Origin of the sequence: Butyrivibrio sp. ob235, from assembly GCF_900109475.1 — a bacterium.
Taxonomy (GTDB): Bacteria; Bacillota; Clostridia; order Lachnospirales; family Lachnospiraceae; genus Butyrivibrio.
Window position 1 is genome coordinate 1 of the sequence record NZ_FOBE01000025.1, and the last position, 26,329, is coordinate 26,329.

Here is a 26,329-nt window from a genome sequence, read left to right on the forward strand (position 1 = left end):
AGAACTAAAGGACTGTAGACGGTGGTCCTGTCTAGGACACCCTTAGTTCATATCCGCTTGTCAAACAGTACTCATGAGCCATATATCTGTCAAGGCCGTAGCCGCGGAGCGGTGCTTTGCAGCCTTGACAGATATATGGCTCATGATAAAAAGGTAATCAAGCGGATATGAACCTGGGTCTGGCGTAACCTTACGCCCTTCGCATTAATTCAGAGGCTTGCCGTAGGCAAGGCTTCCATTTCAAAGAGTATATACGCAACATTACGCATTTCACGTGATAAAAATAAAGCCGGAATCCTAGAAGTATACTGGGATTGCGGCTTTTTAGGTGTCAAAGATGGGAATATATCATAATTCAGTAGCATCAACAATATAAATAACCACGGAAATAATTGAATTTTACATCCTTTTTGCACAAAAAAGTCCCGCCATCAAATATCTGTGATTGATGGCGGGATTTCCCTATTCCATAAAAATTTATCAATTAAGACTTGAAGAATTTCATCTCTTCATTGAGCTGTTCCGCAATAGCCTTCAGGCTGTCGGCTGAACCTGCAAGTGTTGTTACCGTAGCTGAAAGCTCCTGCATGGAAGCTCCGGTCTCCTCCGAAGATGCAGCATTTTCTTCTGAAATTGCGGAAAGTGCACTCATGGTGTCAACCACAGCATTCTTGGAGGATTCGCAGGTATCTGCGCCTTGAGAAATAAGCTGTACACCTCCAACAGTGCTTCCGATATCCTCAAGCATTCCGTTAACAGCATCAAGGGTTTCTCCGATGGCAATCTGCTGTTCATTGTTACCCTGCTTAACATCCTCTGCAGCGGCAACAGCTGCTTTACTCTGTTCAAGAAGTGTACCCATCTCCTTCATGATGTCATCAGCCATCTGCTTGGAATCATCTGCAAGCTTACCGATTTCTTCAGCAACAACCGCAAAGCCTTTTCCTGCTTCGCCTGCCCTTGCTGCCTCAATAGAAGCATTAAGAGAAAGAAGGTTTGTCTGGGTCGCGATGGAAGTAATTCCTTCAACCTTTTCACTGATATTGTCAACAGCTTCCTGCGTAGCCTGAATCGTTCTTGCAATGTCATCAATCTTGGCTGTCATCTCAGCAGAAGAATCCTGAAGGGATGTAAGTGATCTGCTTGAAACTTCGGATGCTTCCTTCATCTTTCCGGCAAGTCCGGAGAGGTTTCCTGTTGATGTCTGCACATCTCCGACAGCATCACCGATAAGACCTACATTTTCTGAAGCACTCTGAATCTCATCAGCCTGCTGCGTAGCACCGGATGCAATCTCCTGCACCGCATTTGATACATCCTCTGCCGTCTGCGAAATCTGGTTAGCCATGTCGGAAAGTTCTTCCGAAGAGGATCCGACATTTGCAGCGGATGCCTTAATATGTGAAACTATTTCATCAAGGGTATGTATAACAGAATTAGTATTTCTGGATATCTGTCCAAACTCATCTTTTCTGTTAGCTTCTTTTCCAACCTTTTCAAAACGTCCGTCAGCAAGCGCGGAAAGAGATTTCCCGACTGCTAAAATCGGTTTTGTAAAGCTATTAGCCATTACGAAAGATACAATAATCACGATTACCAGCAGCACCAGGCCTACAATTATAGTAATAGTAGCTGATTTTCTTGCAGATGCAAGCACCTTCTTCTCATTGCTTGCTGCGCAGACTCTAAACTGTGATTGGGGTTCTTTTACATATGCGACATAAGCATCATAGCCCTTGCCTGTATCCACAAAGTAGAAGCCTTCGTCCTTGCCCGAAACCATAAACTCTGATTGAGCTCTGCTCTCCTCTTCATGCTCGCCTTCACCGATTTTATACTGTGAATGTGCCGCTACAAGGCCTTCTCTATCTACAAGGAAGGCATCCTCTGCTTCATTTGCCAGAAGTTCATGGAAATTATTAAGGTCATAGTTCCTGTGAACAATACCTATAGCCTTACCATCATACATAATAGGCGCAGCAAACGTCAGCATACGTCTTCCGTTCTTCTTACTGATCTGAACGTTGGAAACATATACGGTTCCTTCCATCGCCTTCTGGAAGTACTCTCTGTCAGAAACATCGATACAATCTCCGGATGTTCGAGCAATCTGCATTCCTGTCGCATCTGTAATTGCAGTAGTATCTCCATCATTCAGGATAGTGTCACACTCCGAAAGAGTATTTATAATTGCATCCAGCGGAATATCTCCCTCCTTGGCAACAAAATTAACCACGGTAGGACTTCCGGCTATACTCCTTATCATTTTCATATTCGTATCAAGCACAGTAACAAACGACTGCTCCAGATACCATGCCTCCCATTCCAGGGAATCCTGAGCATCAGCAAGAGCTTTATCCGTAGATGTCTTATAGCTTACAATTACAGCTATCAAAAGAGGTATCGCAGCAGCCAGTATCATTATGCAAACCAGCTTTGTCTTGATGCTATCCTTAAAGCTGACTCTTTCAGTACTTCCGTGAGCATTTTCATTCTTTGCCATAACACGCCTCCATGATGAAATAAATCATTTGAAAGGAAATAGTTTCTCATCAAAAATTATACAACCTAAGCGTGCCTTAAAAAGTGAATTTGTGAACATTTAATCGTTTTTTAATACCAAGTTTATATATAAAAAACCTGCCACCATGAATGCTTTTCATAGTGCCAGGTTTCTTTTAACAGTTAACGATTTTTCCAAAATCAGGCTTAAGAGATGCACCTCCCACAAGACCTCCGTCAATGTCAGGCTGCGAAAACAGCTCTTTGGCATTAGCCGCATTTACAGAGCCGCCGTACTGGATGCGAACTCTCTCCGCTGTGCCTTCACTATAGATTTCAGCAATGCACTCACGTATAGCCTTGCATACCTCCTCTGCCTGTGCCGATGTGGCAGTTTCACCTGTTCCGATAGCCCAGATAGGTTCGTATGCAATTACCATCTCTTCCACATCCGAAGCAGGAACTCCTGCAAGATCAGACTTTATCTGCATTCTGATGAAATCGAGTGTGATGCCTTTATTCCTCTGCTCCAGTGTTTCGCCGCAGCACAGGATAGGTGTAAGGCCGTGTTCAAAAGCCTTCTTCACCTTTTTATTAAGTTCCTCATCTGTCTCGTGGTTATATTCACGCCTTTCCGAGTGACCGAGAATAACGTATTTCACACCAGCATCCGTAAGCATTCCCGGTGCTATTTCGCCTGTATAAGTGCCATTCTCCTCAAAGTGCATATTCTGTGCACCTATTTCTATATTTGTTCCCCTTGTGGCTGTCATTGCAGGGATAATATCAATAGCAGGCACACATAAAACGACGTCAACCTCTGTATTGTCAACCAGCGGACGCAGCTTTGCGATAAAAGCAGTCGTCTCCGCCGGTGTCATATTCATCTTCCAATTTCCGGCCACTATTCTTTTTCTAGACATTATAAATACTCCATATAAAAATGAGTTCAGTTGATGAAGCCAACTGAACTCATCTCTTATTTTTAATATATATTATGCGTTAACAATCTTACCAAAGTCGGGCTTAAGTGAAGCACCACCGATAAGACCGCCATCGATGTTGGGCTTTGAAAGAAGCTCAGCAGCGTTGCCTGCATTCATTGATCCGCCGTACTGGATACGAACTTCATCAGCTGTAGCCTGATCGTAAAGCTTAGCAACAAGCTCACGGATAAATGCACAAACTTCTTCAGCCTGGTCAGCAGTTGCTGTCTCGCCAGTTCCGATAGCCCAGATAGGCTCGTAAGCGATAACAAGCTTCTTAACCTGATCAGCTGTTACACCGCTAAGATCCCATGTGATCTGTCTCTCGATCCACTCCTTGTAAGTACCGGCCTTACGAAGTGCAAGTGACTCACCGCAGCAAAGGATAGGTGTAAGACCTGCAGCAAATGCCTTCTTAACCTTAGCATTGATAAGAATATCATTCTCGCCGAAGATGTCTCTTCTCTCGGAATGTCCCATGATAACATACTTAACGCCTGCATCTACGAGCATAGGTGCGGAAATCTCACCTGTGAAAGCACCCTTATCCTCGATGTAGAAGTTCTCAGCACCAACATTAACGTTTGTGCCCTTAACAGCCTCTACTACAGGAACGATATCAATTGCAGGAACGCAGTAAACTACGTCTACATCATCATTTTTAACTAAATCTTTAAGCTCAGCAACAAGCTTTACAGCTTCAGAAGGTGTCATGTTCATCTTCCAGTTGCCGGCAATGATTCTTCTACGTGCCATTTTAAAAAGTCTCCTTCTTTACTTATTATCTGCAGCAACAACACCGGGAAGCTCCTTACCCTCAAGGAACTCAAGTGAAGCACCGCCACCTGTTGAGATGTGGCTCATCTTGTCAGCAAAACCAAGCTGGTTAACAGCTGCTGCACTATCACCACCACCGATGATTGTTGTAGCATCTGTCTCTGCAAGAGCCTTAGCAACAGCCTTTGTACCTTCAGCAAGTACAGGGTTCTCGAATACACCCATAGGTCCGTTCCAAACAACAGTCTTTGCACTCTTTACAGCATCTGCGAAAAGCTCTCTTGTCTTCACACCGATATCAAGACCTTCCTTGTCAGAAGGAATTGCGTTGGACTCAACGATTGCTGTCTCGATATTAGGATTGTCGATAGGATCCGGGAATCCGCCTGATACAACTGTATCAACAGGAAGAAGAAGCTTCTTGCCGTTCTTCTCAGCCTTCTCCATCATTTCCTTACAATAATCAATCTTCTCGTTATCTACGAGTGAAAGACCTACTTCATAGCCCTTAGCCTTAAGGAATGTGTAAGCCATACCACCACCGATGATAAGTGTATCGCACTTCTCAAGGAGGTTATTGATAACGTTAAGCTTATCAGCAACCTTAGCGCCGCCAAGGATTGCTACGAAAGGACGAACCGGATTCTCAACGGCATTGCCGAGGAAATCGATCTCTTTCTGCATAAGGTAGCCAACTGCACAGTTGCCACCCTTCTCACGAACATACTTTGTAACAACAGCTACGGAAGCGTGTGCTCTGTGAGCAGAACCGAAAGCGTCACATACATAATCATCACAAAGATCTGCAAGCTCTTTTGCGAAAGCTTCACCTGCATCTGAAGGCTTTGTCTCTTCCTTTCCACGGAAACGTGTATTCTGAAGAAGAACTACATCACCCTCACCCATAGCCTCAACAGCAGCAGTTGCATCCGCACCTGTTACGTTGTAGTCAGCGATGAACTTAACGTCCTTGCCGAGCTTAGCTGAAAGGCTCTTAGCTACAGGAGCAAGAGACTCACCCTCGTTGGGGCCGTTCTTAACCTTACCAAGATGTGAGCAAAGGATTACCTTGCCGCCATCTGCGATAAGCTTCTTGATTGTAGGAAGTGCAGCATTGATACGTGTCTCGTCTGTGATCTCACCATTCTTGAGCGGTACGTTGAAGTCACAACGAACAAGTACTCTTCTGCCCTTTGCGCTGAAATCATCAACAGATTTCTTATTAAGTGCCATTTTTGTTTTCCTCCTGGATAAAAAATAAGAGGGCCAGGTCCATACGGACCGGACCCTCTTCTAAATCAATACGATTTCATAAGGAAGTTCGACTCTCGCTAACGCTCGATCGAACTAAGTGCGAACCAGCCGCTCGAGGAATACCTCGCGGGGTTCTTACTTAACGAACTTCTCGAAGTACTTGATTGTACGAACCATCTGAGATGTGTAAGAGTTCTCGTTGTCATACCATGAAACAACCTGAACTTCATAGAGGTCGTCACCAATCTTTGTAACCATTGTCTGAGTTGCATCGAAGAGTGAACCATATGTCATTCCAACGATATCAGAAGATACGATCTCATCCTCGTTGTAACCGAATGTCTCAGGATCAGAAGCCTTCTTCATAGCCTCGTTGATGCTCTCCTTAGTAACTTCTGTGCTGCTCTTAACTACAGCGAAAAGAAGTGTTGTGGAACCTGTCGGAACCGGTACTCTCTGAGCAGCGCCGATGAGCTTGCCGTTGAGTTCAGGAATAACAAGGCCGATAGCCTTTGCAGCACCTGTGCTGTTAGGAACGATGTTAACAGCGCCTGCACGAGCTCTTCTAAGGTCACCCTTTCTCTGAGGTCCGTCAAGGATCATCTGATCACCTGTGTAAGCATGGATTGTAGCCATGATACCGGACTGGATAGGTGCATAGTCGTTAAGAGCCTTAGCCATAGGTGCAAGGCAGTTTGTTGTACAAGAAGCTGCAGAGATGATGTTGTCATCTGCTGTAAGTGTCTCGTGGTTAACGTTATATACGATTGTAGGAAGATCATTTCCTGCAGGAGCAGAAATAACAACCTTCTTTGCACCAGCGTTGATGTGTGCCTGAGCCTTGTCCTTAGATGTGTAGAAACCTGTACACTCAAGAACAACGTCTACACCGATCTTACCCCAAGGAAGGTTATTAGCGTCAGCTTCCTTGTAAATTGTGATCTTCTTTCCGTTTACTGTGATGGAATCGTCATCGAAAGATACCTTATCAGCATACTTGTACTTACCCTGTGAAGAGTCATACTTAAGAAGGTGTGCAAGCATCTTGGGTGCTGTAAGATCGTTGATTGCTACGATCTCTGTTCCCTCGTGCTCAAACATCTGTCTGAATGCAAGACGACCGATACGGCCAAAACCATTGATTGCTACCTTTACTGCCATTTTAAGTCCTCCTAAAATGATATTAAAATTTATTTGCTGCTACTAATTCTTTACAACGTGATTGTCAAAAATTTGACAGCAAATTTATTTTATCTAACTTCTCTCAATTTTTCAAGTAATCTTTGGGCAAAAACACAGAATTATCAAAAATTTCCTTATATAGAATCAAAAATGTACGCATAATCGTTTTATCTGAACTCTTAATTGATAAAATTCTTTCTATACTCTAGAATATAGGATGTTTTTGAATAAAAAGATTTATGATTTACAAGGAGATCATTATGGGAGACACAGAAAACAACAATTTTTCAGGAATTAGTATGAAAACAATTATTATTGTAGTAATAATAGTTGGTTTACTTCTGGCATTCCTGATTCCGCTTATCGCATTTCTTTCGGTTAATCACATGAAAACCTCGGACAAGGTACTCAGCAGTACTCACGATTCCATGAAATGGGAAGCACATAATATTGAAGGCGAGTGGCAAAGGGTTATAGACGAGAATCTGGGATCCCTTGAGGCTGTTGCATTATCACCTTCCACAATTTCTTATATGGAAGATACTGCCAATGCAGAACTTGCAGACAGTGAATTATCTTATCTGCAGAGTGTTGAATCTTCTCTTTCCGAGGATTCAAAAATCATTCTTACCGGCGCTGACGGCATGCAGCTCCTTAGTACAGAAGGCGACCTTAAGGATGTCTCTGAAAGAGATTATTTCGCAAAATCCATAAGCGGAGAAAATGCCATATCCGATGTCATTGTTTCAAAATCAACAGGTGCTCTATTAGTAACCTTTGCCGTCCCGGTCAAATCCGAAAGCGGTGATATCCTGGGTATCGTTCAGAGAAACTATGATCTTTTCAATTTTCATAAGATCCTGGCAGGCCAGAATGATCACGCATTTCTTGTGGACAGCTCGGGAATGCTTGCGGCTCATTCCCAATTTGCAGCAAACGGTGACTCAGTCGAAGATTTGAGCCACGAGCTCTTCATGACTCAGGAAACAGGGGAAGGTCTTTACAGAGCCAATAACGGACAGGGCACCTGGTATAATCTCTATCATTTAAGAAACGAAGCTTCGGACTGGACCATTTGCGTGGTAAAAGAAGAAGAAAAATAATGAATTCATAACGGAGAAAAAACATGTCAAAACAATTACCGGCAGATTTTCATATGCACACACACCACTCGGGAGATTGCGACTCTCCCATGGAAGCTGTCATAGAGCAGGCTATCAAAAAGCAGCTACCCGCAATTTGTATCACAGAGCACATGGACATGGACTATCCCGATGTTCCGGACGGAATAACGGATCAGTTCGTAGTCGATACGGATGCCTATTATAAAGAGTACTCTTCTATTAAAGATAATTATGCCGATACCATTGATATTTATTTTGGAATCGAGCTTGGAATGCAGCCGCAGGTTGTGGACGCAAATCTCGAATATGCAAAGAAATATCCCTTCGACTTTATCATAGGTTCCAATCACGTATGCCACGGAAAAGATCCCTACTTTGCTTCTTTCTATGAGGGACGCACTGAAAAGGAAGCCTTTACCGAGTTTTTCGAATCAACTCTCGAGAACATAAACTTATTCGACGATTTTGATGTCCTCGGCCATCTGGACTACCTTGTACGCTACGCTCCTAATCTGAATAAGAACTACACCTACAAGGATTATTCAGATGTCATCGATGAGATCCTGAAGACTCTTATTGCAAAAGGAAAAGGACTTGATGTAAACACCAAGTCCCTTTATACAGAGCCCACTTTGGGAGATCCCAATCCCTCACGCGAAGTCCTCGCCCGCTACAAAGAGCTGGGCGGCGAGATCATAACCTTTGGTTCCGATGCGCACAAGCCCGAGAATGTCGGTCTTGGCTTCGAAACCGCTGTAGAAATCGCCAAAGCCTGCGGCTTCAGGTATTACACACTGTTCGCCAAACGTAAGGGCACGTTTATTAAGCTTTGATCATAAGGAAGTTCTGCTCTCGCTTTGCTCGCCAGAACTAAGTGCGCACCAGCAGCTCGAAATAACCTCGCTGGGTGCTTACTTAAAGAAAGCCATCTCGGCGTTGAGCTTCTCGGCAACTTCCTTGAGGGAGTCTGCTGAGGATGCCAGCGTTGTAACGGTTGCTGAAAGCTCCTGCATGGAAGCACCGGTCTCCTCTGAGGATGCAGCGTTCTCCTGCGAAATAGCGGACAGTGATGCCATAGCGTCGGCAACCACATTCTTTGCATCCACGCAGGTTCCTGCGTCAGTTTCAATACTCTTAACACTTACAACCGTTGATGAAATATCTTCTATCATAGCATTTACGCTCTGAACTGTACTGCCGAGCACTGCCTGCTGCTCGTCGTTTTGTCTCTGAACCTCTGATGCCATAGCAACCGCTGACTGAGACTCTGACAGAAGAACATCCATCTCTCTTCTGATATCATCTGCCATAGTTCTGGAATCATCAGCAAGCTTTCCGATTTCCTCAGCAACAACCGCAAAGCCTTTTCCTGCTTCGCCTGCTCTTGCTGCCTCGATGGAAGCATTAAGTGACAATAGGTTTGTCTGGGATGCAATGGATGCAATTCCCATAACCTTCTCGTTGATATTCTCAACTGCCTTACTGGTTGCACCAATCTTCTCCGTGATCTGTACGATACTCTCGCTCATACTCTCGGAACTATGCTGCAGGTCTGCAAGACTCTGCGCAGATTCTGTGCTGACTTCCTGCATTCTGCCTGCAAGATTTGCAAGATCATCCGTGCTGGTCTGAACATTGCCGGTTGCTTCGCCGATACTGCCGACATTCTCTGTTACGCTCTGAATCTCGTCAGCCTGCTGCGTTGCACCTGATGCAATTTCCTGAACCGCATTGGATACATCGTCTGCTGTCTGCGAAATCTGATTAGCAGTATCCGCCAGTTCCTCAGACGAACTGTTCACGGATATCGTCGAATCCTTAATGCTTGTAACAATTGAATTCAGTTTATCAATAACTGCATTGGTGTTATTGATGATCTCACCAAATTCATCCTCTCTTTTTGTGAACTTAGTAATCCTATGAAACTCGCCTTCTGCAAGCTTACTAACGGAATCATTAACCTCTTTAAGCGGAAGTGTAAAGGAATTGGCCATCTTAAGTGAGATGAATATCGCAATGACAATCATAGCTAGTCCAAGCCCGATGATAATATTGCATGAATTATATGTAGGTGCCATTATCACATTGTATTGCGCTGCAGTTACAATAAGCCAACCGGTCTTGGGTTCCTTTTGGAAGGACATAACATACTTTATTCCATTGTTCGCTCCAATGGTACTTCCGTTATCAGCAGACTGAGATTGTTTATAAAGACCAAATTCACTAAAATCAATAAGATTATTTGCATCAATCTCCATCGCGCAATGTCCGATAAGCTCGCCCGCCGAAGATAGTATAAAAGCCTCTTCACCCTTTGATGAATCAACATTTTCCGCAAGAAAAGAATTCAGATTATCAAGGCTATAACTTCTCATTATGGTTCCAATAACCTGCTGCCCCTGATCAAAAATAGGGGTAATAATGAAAATTGTAGCCTTTCCTGTAGTCTTGGAGGCATATACTCCTGAAACAAAGGTATTGCCCTTAAGCGCATTCTGAAAGTAATCTCTGTCAGCGATATTCGTTAATTCTCCCGATGACCTTACAACCTGATTTCCGTCGGGAGCAGTAACTACAATCGAGTTATCTCCATCAAGCTTACTCTCCATATCCTGGAGCCAGGCCTGCATAGCCTCGTTATCACGCTGATCTTCAGGTGTTTGCATATAGCTGACCATATAAGGACTCGAAGCTGCTGTCTGAAGAGCGCTGACCATCTGCTCAATGTGTTCCATATAAGCTTTCTCTATAACCTGAGCCTTCTTAACATTAATTGACTCAGCATCCTCTAAGGATTTAGTCATCGAACTGCGATAGCTTACAACAACTGATACCAGTATCGGAATTATGCAAAGAAGCAGCATAACACTGATAAGCTTAGGCTTTACGCTTTTAAATGAAAAGCCCTTCTTTTCTACACCTTGTTCCTTCTTTTCCTTTGCCATCTTACTTACCTCCGCTTTAAATATCCTTATCAACTGTCAGAAAACACTCTTCTGCCAGCTCGGTTTCCTTTTCATATAAAAGCTCTTTAAGCCTGAAAATCCAAAGACCTTTTGGAAATGACATGATCTCATCCTTCTTTACTCCGAGACGCAAAAGCCGCTTTCGCAGCTGCATGCACTCATCTATGTAAAGATAGATTGCCAGAGTCAAAATAATGATAAACATCAAAATAAAGACAAACAAAATAATCATAATCCCACCTCGCGTTCATTATACTAAATTCCATTTTGCTAATGTGTGATTTTCCGAATATTTTAGGCTAACTTTATCCTTAGTTTATGGTTAGAACATTTTTTTTGAATAACCTATACCTTATAATATTTAAGTAAGAAAATATGCCATTTTATGCCCACGGAGGGAGATTGGGGATGTCCAAAAAACCTGACCTTGTAAAGAAAATATGCATCACCAAAGCTGCATTTATGGCAGTTTTCATTTTGCTTGCAGCAATATACTTTTTCATCCTTATAACTAATCAGAATCTTCGCAGTTCCATCTTTGAGGACAAGGCTTATCTCGTATCTTTTATAGTTATATGGCTCTGTCTTCTGACAGGATTTCTTTGCGTTTTCCTGGATTTTATTCTTATGAAGAAAAACCGGAATATGCTTCGGGATCTGCGTGATCTGTCTTTTCTCGATAAACTCACGGGTCTTCCCAACAGATACAGCATTGACCGCATATCTCAGAAATACGACTCTCCCGAAAAGCTCCTGCACCTCGGGTGTGTCCTTATGGTGCTGGATAACTTAAAAGAGATAAATGAAAAAAGCGGACGTGGAAGCGGTGACAAAATCATTTCCGATTTTTGTTCAATTCTTGAATCGGTTGGAACTCAGTACGGTCTTATTGGAAGAAACAGCGGTAATGAATTTTTGGTCGTAATCGAGAACTGTGACAGAACCGCCGTCGATCTTTTCCTGGGTGATCTCGGAAGAAGAATTCACAACAGGAATGCTCTTTCTCCGGAGAATCCCATAACGCTTTCATATTCAAGCGTCCTTGGGGACAGTGTAAATGCAGACCATTTTTATACTTTAATAACCTGTGCTTACAGGAATTTTACCGAAAACCCGAATGTTCTTACTTAAGGTGCAACAGATGATGTTAGGGAAGCGTTCTTCAAGAATACAACAGCTCGTCCTTGATATGTGGAACGACGACACAGAGGCTTTCACAGAGATCTACTGTCTCACCGTGGATGATACCTACAACTATTGCCGGCACATCCTTGGTGAAAACGACAGGAGTCTTGAGGCTGTGCGCGAAATATACTCCATTGTTATAAAGAACATACTTAAGCTTAAGGATCCTTCCCTTTTTGATGCGTGGCTTCGCCGCATCGCTTTCGATGTATGTTATGACCGGGTCATGGCAGAAGGCCGCACCGATCTGTACTCACTGCTCCATCCGGAAGAGATTGAATCTTTATCATTTTTTGAGAGAGAGATTTTCTTCCTGCATGATTTTGTAGGACTATCAGATAAGGATATTGCAAACGCTCTTCATATTACAAAGCGCCATGTGGAAAAGAGCCTCACAAACTCAAGAGAACACATTTTAGAGCTAAGAAAACTAAGACGCGCGTGATGACTATGGAATATGTAAAAGACAGGAAGAATAAATTTCATATGAGCGATGACGAGATTTCTTCCACTTTCCTTGAGGTATTGGAGTTATCCGGGAAGGCCGGTGCTTTTGCGGGAGAAAATCAGGAAAAGATCAAAGCATCAAGAGGCTTTATAAAAAGCGCTCCGGATTTTCTTTCCGTGAATATTTATGTGAGCCTCGCTATGCTTGTCATTATCACCCTGTCTCCGATTTTGCTGCTTGTTCTGCCGCACGGCATTGTCATTGACGCGGACAGACTGCTTGCCGCAAAAGCCATGGCTAACCGTGAGACCTATGATGTCTCGACACTTGTTAAGGGAACAAGGGACAATACCCCTGTGTGTCTAAAACCCAAGGCAGACGGCAAAGTCGTATACAAAAACGATGTCGCAAAGGTTGATGCAACAAACGCATCTGAGGGCTATGTGATAATACGCTATACCGGCGAATCGCCAAAGGTAAAGCTCAGAATAACCGGTCCCGATGAAGTTGTATACACCTATAACCTCACAACAGACGGCGGAAAGGATGAGGTTTTTCCTCTTCAGGCAGGGGATGGAAAATATCTCATCGCAGTTTATGAAAACCTGGTCGGAACACAGTATGTAACGGCATTTACTCAAAACATAGAGGTCACCCTTAATGACGAATTCCTGCCGTTTTTGTATCCGAATCAATATGTGAACTTTAATGAGGGCAATCAGGCGATAGCCTACAGCGAGTATTTATCCTACACGGCAAACGATGACCTGGATGTAGTTTCCGCAATATATAACGCCCTGATCAGCAGCATGTCCTATGACTACGAGGAGGCTGAAACCGTACAGAGCGGTTACCTTCCGGACATAGATGAAGTTCTGACCACCGGAAAAGGCATCTGTCTTGACTATGCCGTGCTGATGACATCAATGCTTAGGTCCCAGAGGATACCCACCAGAATGGAGGTCGGCTACGCGGGAACCGCATACCATGCATGGATAAGTACTTATATAAAAGATGTGGGCTGGGTAAACGGAATGATTCAATTCGACGGCAAAAAATGGTCACTTATGGATCCGACTTTTGCTTCCACAACAGAAACCACAAAACTGGCATCCTTTATCGGTGACGGTGAAAACTACCAGACTAAATACATTTATTAACTGAGGAAAACACTATGAATTCAAAGGCTGAAAAAAAACTATCGGACTATGAGATATCCGTTTTCTGCAGGCAGATGGCAATGCTGATAAAAGCAGGTATTGCCCCGCTTGAAGGAATAGAAATCATGCTTCAGGATTTCAAATTTGAAGGGGATGATTCCACCCTTAAGACCATCTCACAAATTCTGAGTTCCGGTGAAAGATTTCACGTTGCCCTGCAGATGACCGGAGCTTTTCCAAGCTATGTGATACACATGGTAACCATCGGTGAAGAGTCCGGTAATCTGGATCTGGTAATGGATTCCCTTGCCGATTACTACGAGCAGGAAGATACCATACGCACAAATATAAGCAGCGCCATCTCCTATCCTCTCATAATGATAGGAATGATGATCGTTGTAATCATTGTTCTGATCACACAGGTGCTTCCCATTTTCGGTCAGGTATTCGCTCAGCTCGGAACCAGCATGAACAGCTTTTCGAGGTCGCTCTTGGCTGTAGGAAGCGCGCTAAACCGCTACTCCATCGTGTTTATAGCTATCATGGTTATTTTTGCGGCCGGCTGTATCTTCTTTGTTAAAACTAAAAAGGGGCATGATATTTTCAGAACTATCGGCATGCACATTCCTCCGATAAGAAAGATTTACGGAGAGATTGCAACCGCCAGATTTGCAAATGGAATGGTACTTACTCTGTCAAGTGGAATGGACACCTATGAAGGGCTACGCCTTGTAAGTAAGCTGGTTGAATACAAGGATATGGTCGTAAAAATCGAGACCTGCCGCTCACTCATCGCAGCGGGTGACAGCTTCCCCGAGGCTGTTAAGGAAGCCGGTATCTTCAACAAGTTTTACTCAAGGATGGTTGCCATCGGCTTCCAGTCCGGTTCAATGGATACCGTAATGCAGCAAATAGCCAGAAAGTATACGGATGAGACCCAGAGAAAAATGTACAATTTCATTTCTATCCTGGAGCCCACTCTCGTAATCATCCTTTCACTGATAGTAGGACTTATCCTTCTGTCGGTAATACTGCCGCTGATGGGAATCATGTCATCGATCGGGTAAACATGTATGGAAGAACTCACTCTCAAAAAAAGGCAAAACTTCATACTTAGTATCATGGGCTTTATCGTTCCTTCGCTTGTCATCATTTTCATCATCGTGATTTTTTACATCGGAGTTTCACAGATAAGCAGGAGCACAGAAAAGAAACAGGAAGAAAGCCTTTATACAGCAGTGGAAAGAGATATCGTTCAGTGCTATTCCATCGAGGGAATCTATCCTCCGAGTTTGGAATATCTTGAGGAACATTACGGCCTTGTCTATGACAAGAGCATATTTTTTATAGATTACAGACCCGTCGCATCCAATATCTATCCGGATGTCACAATTTTGCGCGTTAAAGGAGCAGGCCTTCGTCCATGAAAAAACAGTTTGAAAGCAGACATACCGTAGATATGCTCTTCGTCATCGCTCTTCTGTTTTTATTTGCAATGGGAGCGCTGATGCTTATTGCGCTTGGGTCAAGCATTTATAAGAGAAGTGTCACCACTCTTGCGGAAAACTATGACAGACGAACAGCTTATGCGTATATTACAGAAAAGCTGCGGCAATATGATACCGAAGGAAATATAAGCACAGATATTTTCAATAAATCCGGTGCTCTCAGAATAGATACAACAATAGGTACAGTGGATTATGTAACCTACCTCTATGAGTACGAAGGAAGTCTCATGGAGCTCTTTTCAAGAGCCGATGCAGGTACACTTCTACCTGAATCGGGGCAGCGGATAATGGATATTAATAACCTTGAAATAACAAGTAAAGGAGAAGGTCTTCTACAGATAACCATCACTTTGACTGACGGAAAGGATCTTACTTTTATAACATCGAAAAGATCCGGCACAGGGGCTAACGGATGAATCATACACAACACAGCAAAACGAGTCTCTTTCTGATGGAGCTCATCATATCAATTTTGTTTTTCTCTATATCCGGGGCAATCTGCATCCAGCTCTTTGCCAAGGCTCACACTTTGTCCGAGCAATCTGTGGAGATGAACAATTCAGTTTTATGGACGCAGAATATCTCTGAGGTTTTTTACGGAAGCCGCGGGAATCTGCACACCATCGCCGACTATTTTGCTGGCTGCTGCGTTGTCCTTGAATCCTACGATGACACCCCTGAGATCGGGGCGCTTATTATGTTTTTTGATGAAAACTGGAATCTTATAGATTTTCCTTCTGAAAACGGTGCTCTGAATTTCGCAGGATATGAGCTCCTTCTGTCCATAAAAAAACTTCCCGCAAAGGAAGTTTACGCAGACACGCAGGCCGACACCTCACTAATGGACGGCGATGCACTCCAAGGCGAGATAACCATCCTCAGGATGGATGAGCAGACCACAATCGACCAGATTCCGGATGATGATGATCCTGATATCATTTCCGACAGATACACCGATTTTTACATTGGAAACACGGAGGTAGACAATAGTGAAGCGTAAGCCGATCTACAGCACCCATATAGGCGCAGCATCTATTTTGCTAATTTTCCTCGTGCTGAGCCTCATATCCTTTGCATCGCTGACTCTTGTCAATTCAAGGGCAGATTATATTCTGAGCAAAAAAATGCTTGACAGATCTCTTTCCTACTATCAGGCCTGCCACGAAGCCAGCGGATTTATTGCCGAGAATGAGCCTTCCTTTAGAAAAATCGACTGGAGCGATCCGAATATCAACGTGAATTCGCTTAATAAAAGTATTACTCTTAGTGAATTCCAGACTCTTGATGTAAACATAAAACCGATGTACTCGGAAGGTCCGGATACTCCCACCTATGAGATTCTTGAGTGGCGTGTTGTTACACATAATGATGAAGTTGTTTATGATGAGACTCTTCCTGTAATGAAGTGATATTTTTCAGGGGCATTTACATGGATAAAAATTATGGCTCTAGCAAAATTGAGTTCAGTGCAAAAAGAGAGAACAGAAAGATTCTCGAATACTTTGGCAAATGTACTGAGACCATAGAAAATAGCAATCGTTACATGCTTAGAAAGTCTTGCATGTATATTGCTATGTGTTATATTGCAATGATTTTCCTTGGTAAGATCATCGTTGCCGACTTCAGACTGAGCATTGCTCATGTACTGCTGGTTCCGCTGCTTACCATTTATTTCCTGATCAATCTTAATACGAGAAAAGCGGAAAAATTGTCTGCCGTCACAACAGAAGTTCTTTGCATAACCTTCTACTTTGTTTTATTTATTCTGTTTATATTGAGGGATATGACATCTTCCGCTGATCATCAGGCCATGTGGTTTCCATTATACCTTGTGGTATTCCCTACGGTGTATATTACAAGGATGTATAAATATGGCCTTTTTGAGTTGACGCTTGTTATCATCTTCTGCATTGCTTCATTTTTCACCAAAACCACAGATATCTTTCACCATGATGTATATCTTGCTCTGGCATCTTATGTGTTATCTATGCTAAGTGCGCACATCATTCTGGAGGTGAGATCCCAGGAGGGTCTTGCCTTTGATGAGCTGACCAAAATCAGTACAATCGATAAGCTTACTTATCTTCTGAATAAAGGTGCTCTATTAACTGCAATCAACAATTATTTTGAGCGAAGAAAGTCCGGCGATCCGTGCGGTATGTGTATTATCGACGTGGATAATTTCAAACAGGTCAATGATAATTTCGGCCACGATACCGGTGACAGGCTTTTGGCAAATATTGGCGAGCTTCTAAGAAAAAACTTCAGATCTACGGATTATATCGGAAGATTCGGAGGAGATGAATTCATGGTATTCATGCCGGGTCTGGCAAGGCTTGATATTGTTGAGATGCGCTGCAGAACTATGCAAATGATGCTGACTGACTTGGATCTCGGTACCGGTAGTCCTTTTACCTTAAGTATAGGCGCGATCATCGACACCGGAGATCATTCCATTGGTGAAGTATTCCGCATGGCTGACGACGCCCTCTACCAGTCCAAGCTCATGGGCAAAAACTGTGTTAGTACCTGGGTTATTCCGAAGAGCGAAGCCTACGGAAAACCTCTTATTTTGCTTGCTAGCTCCGCAGAAAGCATGATGTCGGAGAAATTCCTGAATGCAGCTTCCGAAAAGTTTTCGATCATCGAGACTCACAGCGGCGACACAGCTCTCACTTACCTAAGCCAGTACCACGATAACATCCGTCTTGTCATCGTGGATCTTGATATTGAAAAAATCTCCGGCGATCAGGTCATCCATTACATCAAGGATCGCGCCGGTTTCAAGCACATCCCCGTCATTGCGGTTGCCACCGACGAGGATTCCTTCATGGAGGCCCGAGAAGCCGGTGCCGACAAGGTCTTCTTCACAACAGATAAGGCAGCCTCTTTCAAGACTGCTATCGACGAACTAACAAAGGAAGAATAACGCGCCGGAGCGACTGTATAATCTGCCGAAGGGTATTAATGGGCGCCGGGGAGTTTCGTCAAAATACAGGGTCTATGCTCTCAGCAATAATCGCACGGCATTCCTTTAAAACTGACATGCTGCTGCAGAGGATAAGGACTTCGTTCCAGCAGGAATACAGTTCATCAGGAAGATTCTCAATATCGTTAAAGCACCACATGACAGCGAAATCCTCGTATCCGTCTGCGCCATTAAATCCGTTTACATCAAGGTCGACCTTTTCAAATATTTGGTGCCACTCTTCTGCATTTGTTCCGCAAAATGCTATGTTCTTACAGCCTTTTAGGAGAAGGATCTCTGCAAACTTTCTGATCAGGGAATCATCGATAATCTCATCCGTAACTATGATGACTGTATGGTTATCCAATTCCCTTAGTCTTTTCCTGTTAACAAGGATGTTTAAGGAAAAAAGTCCGTAAGTGATTGATGGATATGTCTGCTCATAAGGATATATGCTCATTTTTGCCCTCCCTTGGTATATAGGCAGTTTATTTACCGCCTGTAAGCAACAACCTTTTCTTCTACACCATTATTTGTAACATTTTTTGTGTACGATATATGAGACAGTAAAAAATCCATCCGGTACTATTCACAGATTAAATTTGTATACAGAATAAAGCTCACATTAGTGGGCTTTATTTTTATTGTTGAAATGGTTAAAATTTTAGTATTAGTTAATCGTGATTTGATGGATTATAGACATTTACTCGAAATAGATGAAAGGACAACACATCAATGATGACAAGATATGAAGATTTGGAAGAATTTATTCCGGTACACACAACAGTTACTCAGGAAAAGCTAGATGGAGAGAAGGTTTTCAGGGTCATAAAAAAGGAAAAAATCATGCAGTTCGATGAGAATACCTTTGTCAAACTGAGAAATATAGATTTCCATAATGGTATCATCAGGGTAAAAATGTTGAGCAGGCTTCTTCCCGACGCTCCGGATTTCGCCAGAGGATTTATAGGAATCGTTTTTAGGGTAAATCAGGATAATAGCGAGTTCGAATCTTTTTATATAAGGCCAACTAATGGGACGACAAATGATCCTGTGCGTAAGGCACATGGATGTCAGTACTTTTCTTATCCGGGATATACTTTTGCTTATTTTAGAGAATTTGGAATCACTAATTATGAAGCGCCGATTCATAATGGATTAAATGAGTGGGTACAGCTGACAGCCATTATTCATGATGAAAAAGCTCAGTTTTATTTGAATGAAGAAAAAGATCCTGTACTTGTGGTTCATTTTATGAAACACGGTAAAGATGCACACGGATCTATAGGATTCTTTTCTGAAATCGGAACAGAGGCTTTCTTTAAAGATTTTGAAGTAGAATATAATGACTGACAGATGTATGTTCGATTCTTCCATGTAAGTGTAACGCTATTCTTCTTTGCTGTCAGTCTTCCTGATGGAAGACGCTCTACATGTGAACCTGAAACATTTCCCAAATAAAACAACTTTTTGTTCCCCTCGAATAACGATTGTACAACATGCTCCCCAAATGATAAATGATATAATTTTATTATGAATTAGCTGTAATAGCCATGCTCCAGCAGATTATCATTTCCTTTGCCGTAAATGTCGATTTGTCCATCGCAAAAATACACGCATTTTGTAAATCGTATGGTACATCCATAATACTTTTATATTGGTTGTTCACACTAGCGTTTTCCGCTCCGAGCACAAACACTTCCATCGCATCGTTAATATCTTTTATCGTGTAGGATCTCTTTAGCTCTATCATGCTGATTTTGGAATCATAGTCTAACTCTATAAGTTCAGCTGACCGTTTAAATTCATCTTCAGCAAGCATTATGTAAAAAGCATCAACAACAGATAATCCCCATTCATCAGGATTATCTTCCGAATGTAAGCATCTCATCATTTCTTCATTAGATCCGACTTCCGGATCAGCAAATGAGTAGATATATCTGCATCCATATTTATCCCAGTTCTTTATCACTTCGATAACAGCAGGCTTAGAAATAACCAGTTCACCTGTGTCTCTGTCAATTTCATAAAAATACTGTGATGCAAATTTTTCATGGCGGGACTTGTATGTGGCTTTATTTTTTTCTTCGATACTCCATTTAGCAAACACGCCAATAAAGATGATTATAACAACACTAAAAATTATAATTATTCGTTTCTTCATTTTATTGTTCCGTATCTACGTCTGAATAGCTCTTTTCAACTTCACTCGGAATCTCAAAGTCCTCGCCGAGTGCCTTTGCAAGAACAGTTGCAAGATAGTAGGTTCTCTTTCTTGTATAGACGCAGGCTGTACCGTTTTCAAGCTGGGGCTGGAGGGTTCCGCCGAGTGCTTCGTTTCCCGCTTCCTTAACAGCTGCTTCCTTGCGCTTTATCCATGCGCGCTGATCATTAAGAAGTTCCTCTTTTTCCTCGGGAGTTACCTTTTCGATGAGTCTGCTCCAAAGAGAGTTAAGCTCTTCATCCCAAAGGGTATACATCTCATATGTAGTCACATTCGCCGGCTGCTGAGGCATCGCTGCCCAATCGAGGTTTTCGTATTCCTGATACTTTGCTTCAACCTTTGCAAGCTCTGACTGAAGAGTGCCATCATCTACAATAGTCTCTGAAGACTTGTTATCTGTTTCCGCTTTCTTATTATCAGTCTCCCCTGAAGTATTACTATCAAGCATATAAAGATTTATGTTGCTATAGGTCGGCATTTTTCCGTTCTTGATTTTATCTGTAACACCGATGGATTCCATTTTATCCGCCTCAATTTTATAGAGTTCATCCATTGATACAAACTTACAATCCTTGAAGGAATCCACAACATCTTTGTATTTGCTGTCGGTATAGAGATTCGGAATGTTCATGGTTTCATAGGTCTCATTATCATAGACTTCAAAGGAATAATACTGCTCTATCTTTTTATCTTTGCTCCATTCCTCAAGCTGAAGATTATAGATAGTCATGCTTCCCTCAATATCTGATAAGTCAAAATTGGCATGGTCTTTGTAGTTTGCAAACATCTCGAAGTCCATTTCCTGCTCTTCGTAGTAGCCAAACTGATATTTTCCGTCAGCATTAATATAAGCTTCATCCCATCCATGGTTGGATGCTCCGTTACTTCCTCCTCCGGATATAATGCCGTATTCATAGATATCTGTCTGACTTCTGGACCAGGATGCAAATGCATAGATAACCTGAAGTTTTCCTTCAAGCTCTTTTATTACCAAAGTCAGTTCGCTTCCGGGTTCCACAAAGGGTCCTACCATTTTCAGGGCCATCTCTCTTACATCATCTGCTCCGCAATCGATGAAGGCATACTCCATTGTTTCAATGTCGCCGCCAGCAAAGTAATACGCATCATTATTGAGAATACCCTGGAGTGTATTTCTAAGTTCACTCAGCGTGTATTCCCTGTCTGTGGGAACATAGGAAATAATATCATCCACATAAGAACGATACTCGGAATCCTGGAACACATTATTCATGTAGTAATCGAAACTAAGGGTGCTGTCGCCTACAAGAAAAGCGTCGTAGAGATCGGATTCAGCATTTTGAGATTTGATATTATCTTCAGTGGTGTCATCTCTCTGTAAGTTTTCGCTATTTTTATCATCTGAGCTATTGTCAGAATTATTGTTTTCTTCAGCTCCATCATTTATCGAATCGTCGCTGCTTTCAGTATTTTCAGATATGTCTGCATTATCAGTATTGGCTACGCTATCGCTATCTCCATCCTGCTCATTATTTGCACTATCATTTTGATCATCCGCAGTGCTTGCTGTCTCACCACCCTCAGAAATTGTCACACTTCCATCCTGTGCTGTAGGAGTGCAACCTGCAATAAGAGTACTTATCCCCAAGATAACAAATAGTTTTGTAAATCTTCTCAATTTTCTCATCCTCCCAATCTATTATTTCCAAGCCATAAGCCCTTATATTTTTTTCATACTGTTCTTCAATATATCAGCTTTTTAGCCACTTTGGTAGCCCTTTTTCATATGTAGCCTTTTTCATATCATAAATAATTATGCTATTGATAGATAATCTTATGCCATGCAACAAATATCATTTTTGCTTTTTGATTTGTTGTTAGCAATTTCTTTATATGCAACAAATCTCTGTATTTCTTCTCATTTTATTGTTCCTCATTTTTCTCTATGCAACAAATCTCTACTTTCCTTCTCACTTTATTGTATGCCTACTCTTTAGCAAACAATAAATCATTGCGTTACATCTTCTTTTGTTGTCTATCCTTTCTTTGCATACAACAAATCTTTATATCACGTCTTGTTTTGTTGTAAATTCTTCCTCTCTCATGCAACAAATTAATATATCTCTTCTCTTTTTGTTGTTTCCCTTTTCATTGGCCTTCATTTGACCCTCATGGGCCTTCTTTCTCCCTTCTGGCATACAACAAAACTTTACCTTTATCCTTATTTTATTGCTAATAATTGCTAGCATATAAAAACAGCCGAGCAAAAACTGCTCGGCCATCTTCATATCTAAATTATATTATGCGGTAACCATTTCAGGTTTATTACCTGTATACAGCTGGTAGTATCTCTGCTTAAGTTCAAGCAGTTCGTCGTGAGTACCCATCTCCACGATGCGGCCCTGCTCAAGAACTACGATACAGTCTGAGTTCTTAACAGTGGACAATCTGTGGGCAATTACGAAGGTTGTACGACCATGCATCAGCTTGTCCATACCATCCTGAACAATTTTCTCTGTACGGGTATCGATGGAGCTTGTAGCCTCGTCAAGGATAAGTACAGGCGGATTGGCAATTGCTGCTCTTGCGATGGCAAGGAGCTGGCGCTGACCTTGTGAAAGATTTGCTCCGTCGCCTGTAAGCATTGTATTGTAGCCCTCGGGAAGTCTCTTGATGAAGCTGTGTGCATTGGCAAGCTTGGCTGCTGCCTTAACCTCTTCATCAGTCGCATCGAGCTTACCGTAGCGGATGTTCTCTGCAACAGTTCCCGTAAACAGGTGAGTATCCTGAAGAACCATTCCAAGTGACTTTCTAAGATCCGGCTTCTTAATCTTGTTGATGTTGATGTTATCATATCTGATCTTACCGTCCTGAATATCATAGAAACGGTTTATCAGATTTGTAATTGTGGTCTTTCCTGCACCGGTAGAACCAACGAGTGCAACCTTCTGTCCCGGTTTTGCATGAAGAAGGATGTTGTGAAGAACCATCTTATCGTCAGTGTAGCCGAAGTCAACATCATTGAAGGTAACATCGCCTTCCATGGGCTGGAAGGTTGTTGTACCCTCAGCCTTGTGATAGTGCTTCCATGCCCAGCGTCCTGTAAATTCCTTAGATTCAACAATCTGTCCGTTTTCTTCCTTGGCATTAACAAGCATTACATAGCCATCATCTGTCTCTGACTGTTCATCAAGAAGATTGAAAATACGCTCAGCTCCTGCAAGTGCCATGATAATACTGTTAAACTGCATGGACACCTGGTTAATGGGCATTGAAAAGCTCTTGTTAAATGTAAGGAAACTTGCAAGTCCTCCTACTGTAAAGCCAAGATACTGATTAAGAGCTATTGCACCACCTACGATCGCACATACAACGTAGCTTAAGTTTCCGAGCTGTGCATTTATCGGTCCAAGGATGCCTGAGTAAGCATTTGCCTTGTAGGCACTTTGGTAAAGCTCCTCATTGAGCTCATCAAATCTCTTTATAGTATCCTCTTCATGACAGAACACCTTGATAACCTTCTGTCCTGTCATCATCTCCTCGATGTAGCCGTTTAGCGCGCCAAGATTTTGCTGCTGTGCAACGAAATTCTTACCTGATGCTCCGGTTGCTTTTGCAGACAGAAAAATCATAAGTGCAACCATTATAAGTGTCACAATCGTAAGCGGAACACTTAATACAATCATTGAAATAAACACGCTGACAATAGTGATCGCACTGTTTAAAAGCTGCGGAATACTCATGGAAATCATCTGTCTGAGTGTGTCAATGTCATTGGTGTAGATTGACATTATGTCACCGTGAGCGTGAGTATCAAAGTACTTTATCGGAAGAGATTCCATGTGGTTAAACAGTTCGATTCGAAGATTTCGAAGGGTTCCCTGTCCCACATAAATCATAAGTCTCGCCTGAACAAAAGCTGCAACAACACCAATTGCATAGAAAATGATCACATTTCCGATTGCCTTTGCAAGGGGACCGTAATCGGGGTTCGCCTGCCCTATGAGCGGTGTGATATAAGTATCGATCAAGGTTTTTGTAAACATCGTTCCCTGAACGCTCGCTATAACGGAAAGAATGATACAGATTACAACAAGTACCATGTGAATTCCATAGTCTTTAAATACATACGACATAAGCCTCATGAAAAGCTTGCCGGGATTTTTTATCTTTGGTTTCGGGCCGCCTCTCATATGACGATTTCCGGGGCCTCGTATCTCTTTAACTTTTTCTTCTGCCATCAGTTATCCCCTCCTTCATCGAAATCAGCGTCGCCGCTGGAACCAACCTGAGATTCATAAACCTCGCGGTAAATCGTGTTATTTGCAAGGAGTTCTTCGTGTGTTCCGAAGCCGTCAACCTTACCATCATCCATAACTATAATGCGGTCACAGTCCTGAACACTGGATATTCTCTGAGCAATAATAAGCTTTGTGGTATTCGGGATTTCCTCGGCAAAGGCCTTTCTTATCTTCGCATCTGTTGCGGTATCAACAGCACTGGTGGAGTCATCCAGAATAAGTATCTTGGGCTTTTTAAGAAGCGCTCTTGCAATACAAAGTCGCTGTCTCTGTCCACCTGAAACATTGGTTCCGCCCTGCTCGATAAAGGTATCATAACCCTCGGGCATTTTTTCTATAAACTCATCGGCACAGGCCAATGCGCAGGCTCTCCTTACTTCTTCATCAGTTGCTTCTTTGTCTCCCCAGCGGAGGTTCTCATAAATGGTTCCGCTAAACAACACGTTTTTCTGTAAAACAACGGAAACCTGATTTCTAAGAACTTCCATATCGTATTTTCTTACATCGATTCCGCCTACACTTACGCTTCCTTTTTCAACATCGTAGAGACGGCTTATAAGATTAACAAGTGAAGACTTCGCAGAACCGGTTCCACCGATTATTCCGATAGTTTCTCCTGACTTGATTTCAAGGTTGATATCCTTAAGTACAGGTTCTTCGGACTCGGTGTTATATGCGAAATCAACATGATCAAATCTGATGCTTCCGTCCTTTACCTCCATAACAGGCTGATCGGGATTGGAGATACTTGTCTCCTCATCGATAACTTCTGCAATACGCTTTGCGCTGGCAGATGACATTGTCACCATAACAAATATCATTGAGAGCATCATGAGACTCATCAGTATATTCATGCAGTAGGTAAGAAGACTCATCATCGCGCCGGTAGTGAGCTCATTTGAAACGATCATATGAGCACCCATCCAGCTTATAAGAAGGATGCATGCATAAACCGTTGCAGTCATAACAGGGCCGTTTAATGTAACAACTTTCTCTGCTCTTACAAACATTTCATAGATATTAAGAGCAGCTGTCTTAAACTTGCTGTTTTCATACTCCTCACGAACATAAGCCTTGACTACGCGGATTGCGGATACATTCTCCTGTACGCTCTCATTTAGTCTGTCATATTTTTCAAATACTTCTCTGAAATACTTTGTTGCTTTGCTCATGATGAAAATAATGAAAGCTCCAAGGCAGATAACCGCAACCAGGTATACCAGCGCAAGCCTGGGGCAGATAATAAATGACATAACAAGAGCAATTATCATCGATGCCGGTGCTCTCATCGCCATTCTGAGTATCATCATGTAGGCATTCTGAATATTCGTAACATCGGTGGTAAGTCTTGTTACCAGACCTGATGATGAGAACTTGTCTATATTTGCAAAGGAGAAGGTCTGGATGTTATCAAACATTCTCTTTCTCAAATTCCTTGCAAGTCCCGTGGATGCCCTTGATCCATAGAAGGCGCCGCCGATACCTGCGAGCAATCCTAAAATTGCCACAACTATCATCATCAAACCTACTCTGATAATGTAGTTCATATCAGCGCCGTTAATTCCAAGGTCTACTATCCTACCCATGAGGACGGGGATGATCATCTCGCAGATAACCTCTCCTATCATACACAGGGGTGTAAGTATACTTGGCAGTTTGAATTCATGTAATTCCCCAAGAATTTTCTTTACCATTTATTCACCATCCTCTGAAAAAATTAGAACGCCGAAGCGTTCTATATATTATATGACATTCTTAACATAAA

The 26,329-nt window shown here is 42.4% G+C and carries 24 protein-coding genes; 12 read left to right on the plus strand and 12 right to left on the minus strand.

Going from position 1 to position 26,329, the window contains the following annotated elements:
* Positions 1-484: 484 nt before the first annotated feature.
* The 5 genes from BMW61_RS15315 to gap all read right to left on the minus strand — a co-directional run bounded on the left by BMW61_RS15315 (position 485) and on the right by gap (position 6,680).
* A complete protein-coding gene (locus BMW61_RS15315) occupies positions 485-2,503 on the minus strand; it encodes a methyl-accepting chemotaxis protein (RefSeq protein ID WP_091823673.1) in 2,019 nt (672 codons plus the stop codon).
* Between the two features lie 175 nt (positions 2,504-2,678).
* The gene (tpiA, locus tag BMW61_RS15320) at positions 2,679-3,425 is read right to left on the minus strand and encodes a triose-phosphate isomerase (RefSeq protein WP_091823676.1); all 747 of its coding nucleotides are present in this window, start codon (positions 3,423-3,425) and stop codon (positions 2,679-2,681) included.
* Between the two features lie 72 nt (positions 3,426-3,497).
* Positions 3,498-4,244 (minus strand): triose-phosphate isomerase, encoded by a 747-nt coding sequence (tpiA, locus tag BMW61_RS15325; protein WP_022761615.1) that lies wholly within the window; start codon positions 4,242-4,244, stop codon positions 3,498-3,500.
* An 18-nt stretch (positions 4,245-4,262) separates the two neighbouring features.
* Positions 4,263-5,498, minus strand: a complete 1,236-nt coding sequence (locus tag BMW61_RS15330) for a phosphoglycerate kinase (protein WP_091823679.1) — start codon at positions 5,496-5,498, stop codon at positions 4,263-4,265.
* Positions 5,499-5,654: 156 nt separating this feature from the next.
* The gene (gene gap / locus BMW61_RS15335; RefSeq protein WP_022761617.1) at positions 5,655-6,680 is read right to left on the minus strand and encodes a type I glyceraldehyde-3-phosphate dehydrogenase; all 1,026 of its coding nucleotides are present in this window, start codon (positions 6,678-6,680) and stop codon (positions 5,655-5,657) included.
* 281 nt (positions 6,681-6,961) lie between these two features.
* Here gap and BMW61_RS15340 point away from each other — a divergent pair, with 281 nt between their 5' ends.
* Both BMW61_RS15340 and BMW61_RS15345 read left to right on the plus strand, forming a co-directional pair.
* Positions 6,962-7,804 carry a cache domain-containing protein gene (locus BMW61_RS15340; protein WP_175475246.1) on the plus strand — a complete coding sequence of 281 codons (843 nt, stop codon included), beginning with the start codon at positions 6,962-6,964 and terminating at the stop codon, positions 7,802-7,804.
* 23 nt (positions 7,805-7,827) lie between these two features.
* Complete coding sequence (locus BMW61_RS15345; protein ID WP_022761619.1) at positions 7,828-8,658, plus strand: histidinol-phosphatase HisJ family protein; 831 nt, start codon at positions 7,828-7,830, stop codon at positions 8,656-8,658.
* A gap of 78 nt (positions 8,659-8,736) precedes the next feature.
* On the opposite strand, the gene BMW61_RS15350 is transcribed toward BMW61_RS15345, so the two are convergent.
* Positions 8,737-10,770, minus strand: coding sequence for a methyl-accepting chemotaxis protein (locus BMW61_RS15350; RefSeq protein WP_091823686.1), 2,034 nt, complete (start codon positions 10,768-10,770; stop codon positions 8,737-8,739).
* Between the two features lie 16 nt (positions 10,771-10,786).
* Positions 10,787-11,023, minus strand: coding sequence for a hypothetical protein (locus BMW61_RS15355; protein ID WP_022761621.1), 237 nt, complete (start codon positions 11,021-11,023; stop codon positions 10,787-10,789).
* Between the two features lie 176 nt (positions 11,024-11,199).
* Between BMW61_RS15355 and BMW61_RS15360 the strand changes: the two genes are divergently transcribed.
* From BMW61_RS15360 to BMW61_RS15400, 9 genes are read left to right on the plus strand one after another with little or no spacing between them, the layout of a single operon-like run.
* On the plus strand, positions 11,200-11,922 hold the full coding sequence (locus BMW61_RS15360) for a GGDEF domain-containing protein (RefSeq protein WP_170832667.1): 723 nt from the start codon (positions 11,200-11,202) through the stop codon (positions 11,920-11,922).
* A gap of 10 nt (positions 11,923-11,932) precedes the next feature.
* Positions 11,933-12,421 (plus strand): RNA polymerase sigma factor, encoded by a 489-nt coding sequence (locus BMW61_RS15365; RefSeq protein ID WP_139176364.1) that lies wholly within the window; start codon positions 11,933-11,935, stop codon positions 12,419-12,421.
* A 41-nt stretch (positions 12,422-12,462) separates the two neighbouring features.
* A complete protein-coding gene (locus tag BMW61_RS15370) occupies positions 12,463-13,584 on the plus strand; it encodes a transglutaminase domain-containing protein (protein ID WP_242876764.1) in 1,122 nt (373 codons plus the stop codon).
* A gap of 14 nt (positions 13,585-13,598) precedes the next feature.
* Positions 13,599-14,651, plus strand: coding sequence for a type II secretion system F family protein (locus tag BMW61_RS15375; protein WP_022761625.1), 1,053 nt, complete (start codon positions 13,599-13,601; stop codon positions 14,649-14,651).
* 6 nt (positions 14,652-14,657) lie between these two features.
* Positions 14,658-15,011 carry a hypothetical protein gene (locus BMW61_RS15380; RefSeq protein ID WP_022761626.1) on the plus strand — a complete coding sequence of 118 codons (354 nt, stop codon included), beginning with the start codon at positions 14,658-14,660 and terminating at the stop codon, positions 15,009-15,011.
* Positions 15,008-15,508 (plus strand): DUF4860 domain-containing protein, encoded by a 501-nt coding sequence (locus tag BMW61_RS15385; protein WP_022761627.1) that lies wholly within the window; start codon positions 15,008-15,010, stop codon positions 15,506-15,508. The genes BMW61_RS15380 and BMW61_RS15385 overlap by 4 nt, the downstream gene beginning before the upstream one ends.
* Complete coding sequence (locus BMW61_RS15390) at positions 15,505-16,092, plus strand: hypothetical protein (protein ID WP_022761628.1); 588 nt, start codon at positions 15,505-15,507, stop codon at positions 16,090-16,092. The genes BMW61_RS15385 and BMW61_RS15390 overlap by 4 nt, the downstream gene beginning before the upstream one ends.
* Positions 16,082-16,501, plus strand: a complete 420-nt coding sequence (locus BMW61_RS15395) for a hypothetical protein (RefSeq protein WP_091823696.1) — start codon at positions 16,082-16,084, stop codon at positions 16,499-16,501. The genes BMW61_RS15390 and BMW61_RS15395 overlap by 11 nt, the downstream gene beginning before the upstream one ends.
* A gap of 20 nt (positions 16,502-16,521) precedes the next feature.
* A complete protein-coding gene (locus BMW61_RS15400) occupies positions 16,522-18,021 on the plus strand; it encodes a diguanylate cyclase (protein ID WP_091823699.1) in 1,500 nt (499 codons plus the stop codon).
* Positions 18,022-18,079: 58 nt separating this feature from the next.
* Here the strand turns inward: BMW61_RS15400 and BMW61_RS15405 are convergent, their stop codons facing one another.
* A complete protein-coding gene (locus BMW61_RS15405) occupies positions 18,080-18,520 on the minus strand; it encodes a hypothetical protein (protein ID WP_091823702.1) in 441 nt (146 codons plus the stop codon).
* 275 nt (positions 18,521-18,795) lie between these two features.
* Here BMW61_RS15405 and BMW61_RS15410 point away from each other — a divergent pair, with 275 nt between their 5' ends.
* The gene (locus BMW61_RS15410; protein ID WP_026497807.1) at positions 18,796-19,413 is read left to right on the plus strand and encodes a hypothetical protein; all 618 of its coding nucleotides are present in this window, start codon (positions 18,796-18,798) and stop codon (positions 19,411-19,413) included.
* A gap of 178 nt (positions 19,414-19,591) precedes the next feature.
* Here the strand turns inward: BMW61_RS15410 and BMW61_RS15415 are convergent, their stop codons facing one another.
* From BMW61_RS15415 to BMW61_RS15435, 4 genes are all read right to left on the minus strand, one after another.
* Entirely contained in the window at positions 19,592-20,224 is a 633-nt protein-coding gene (locus BMW61_RS15415) for a hypothetical protein (protein WP_022761633.1), read from the minus strand.
* A gap of 1 nt (position 20,225) precedes the next feature.
* A complete protein-coding gene (locus BMW61_RS15420; RefSeq protein ID WP_175475247.1) occupies positions 20,226-21,941 on the minus strand; it encodes a lysozyme inhibitor LprI family protein in 1,716 nt (571 codons plus the stop codon).
* 622 nt (positions 21,942-22,563) lie between these two features.
* Complete coding sequence (locus BMW61_RS15430; protein WP_091823709.1) at positions 22,564-24,504, minus strand: ABC transporter ATP-binding protein; 1,941 nt, start codon at positions 24,502-24,504, stop codon at positions 22,564-22,566.
* The gene (locus tag BMW61_RS15435; RefSeq protein ID WP_091823712.1) at positions 24,504-26,258 is read right to left on the minus strand and encodes an ABC transporter ATP-binding protein; all 1,755 of its coding nucleotides are present in this window, start codon (positions 26,256-26,258) and stop codon (positions 24,504-24,506) included. Before BMW61_RS15435 ends, BMW61_RS15430 begins: the two co-directional genes overlap by 1 nt.
* Positions 26,259-26,329 lie beyond the last annotated feature (71 nt).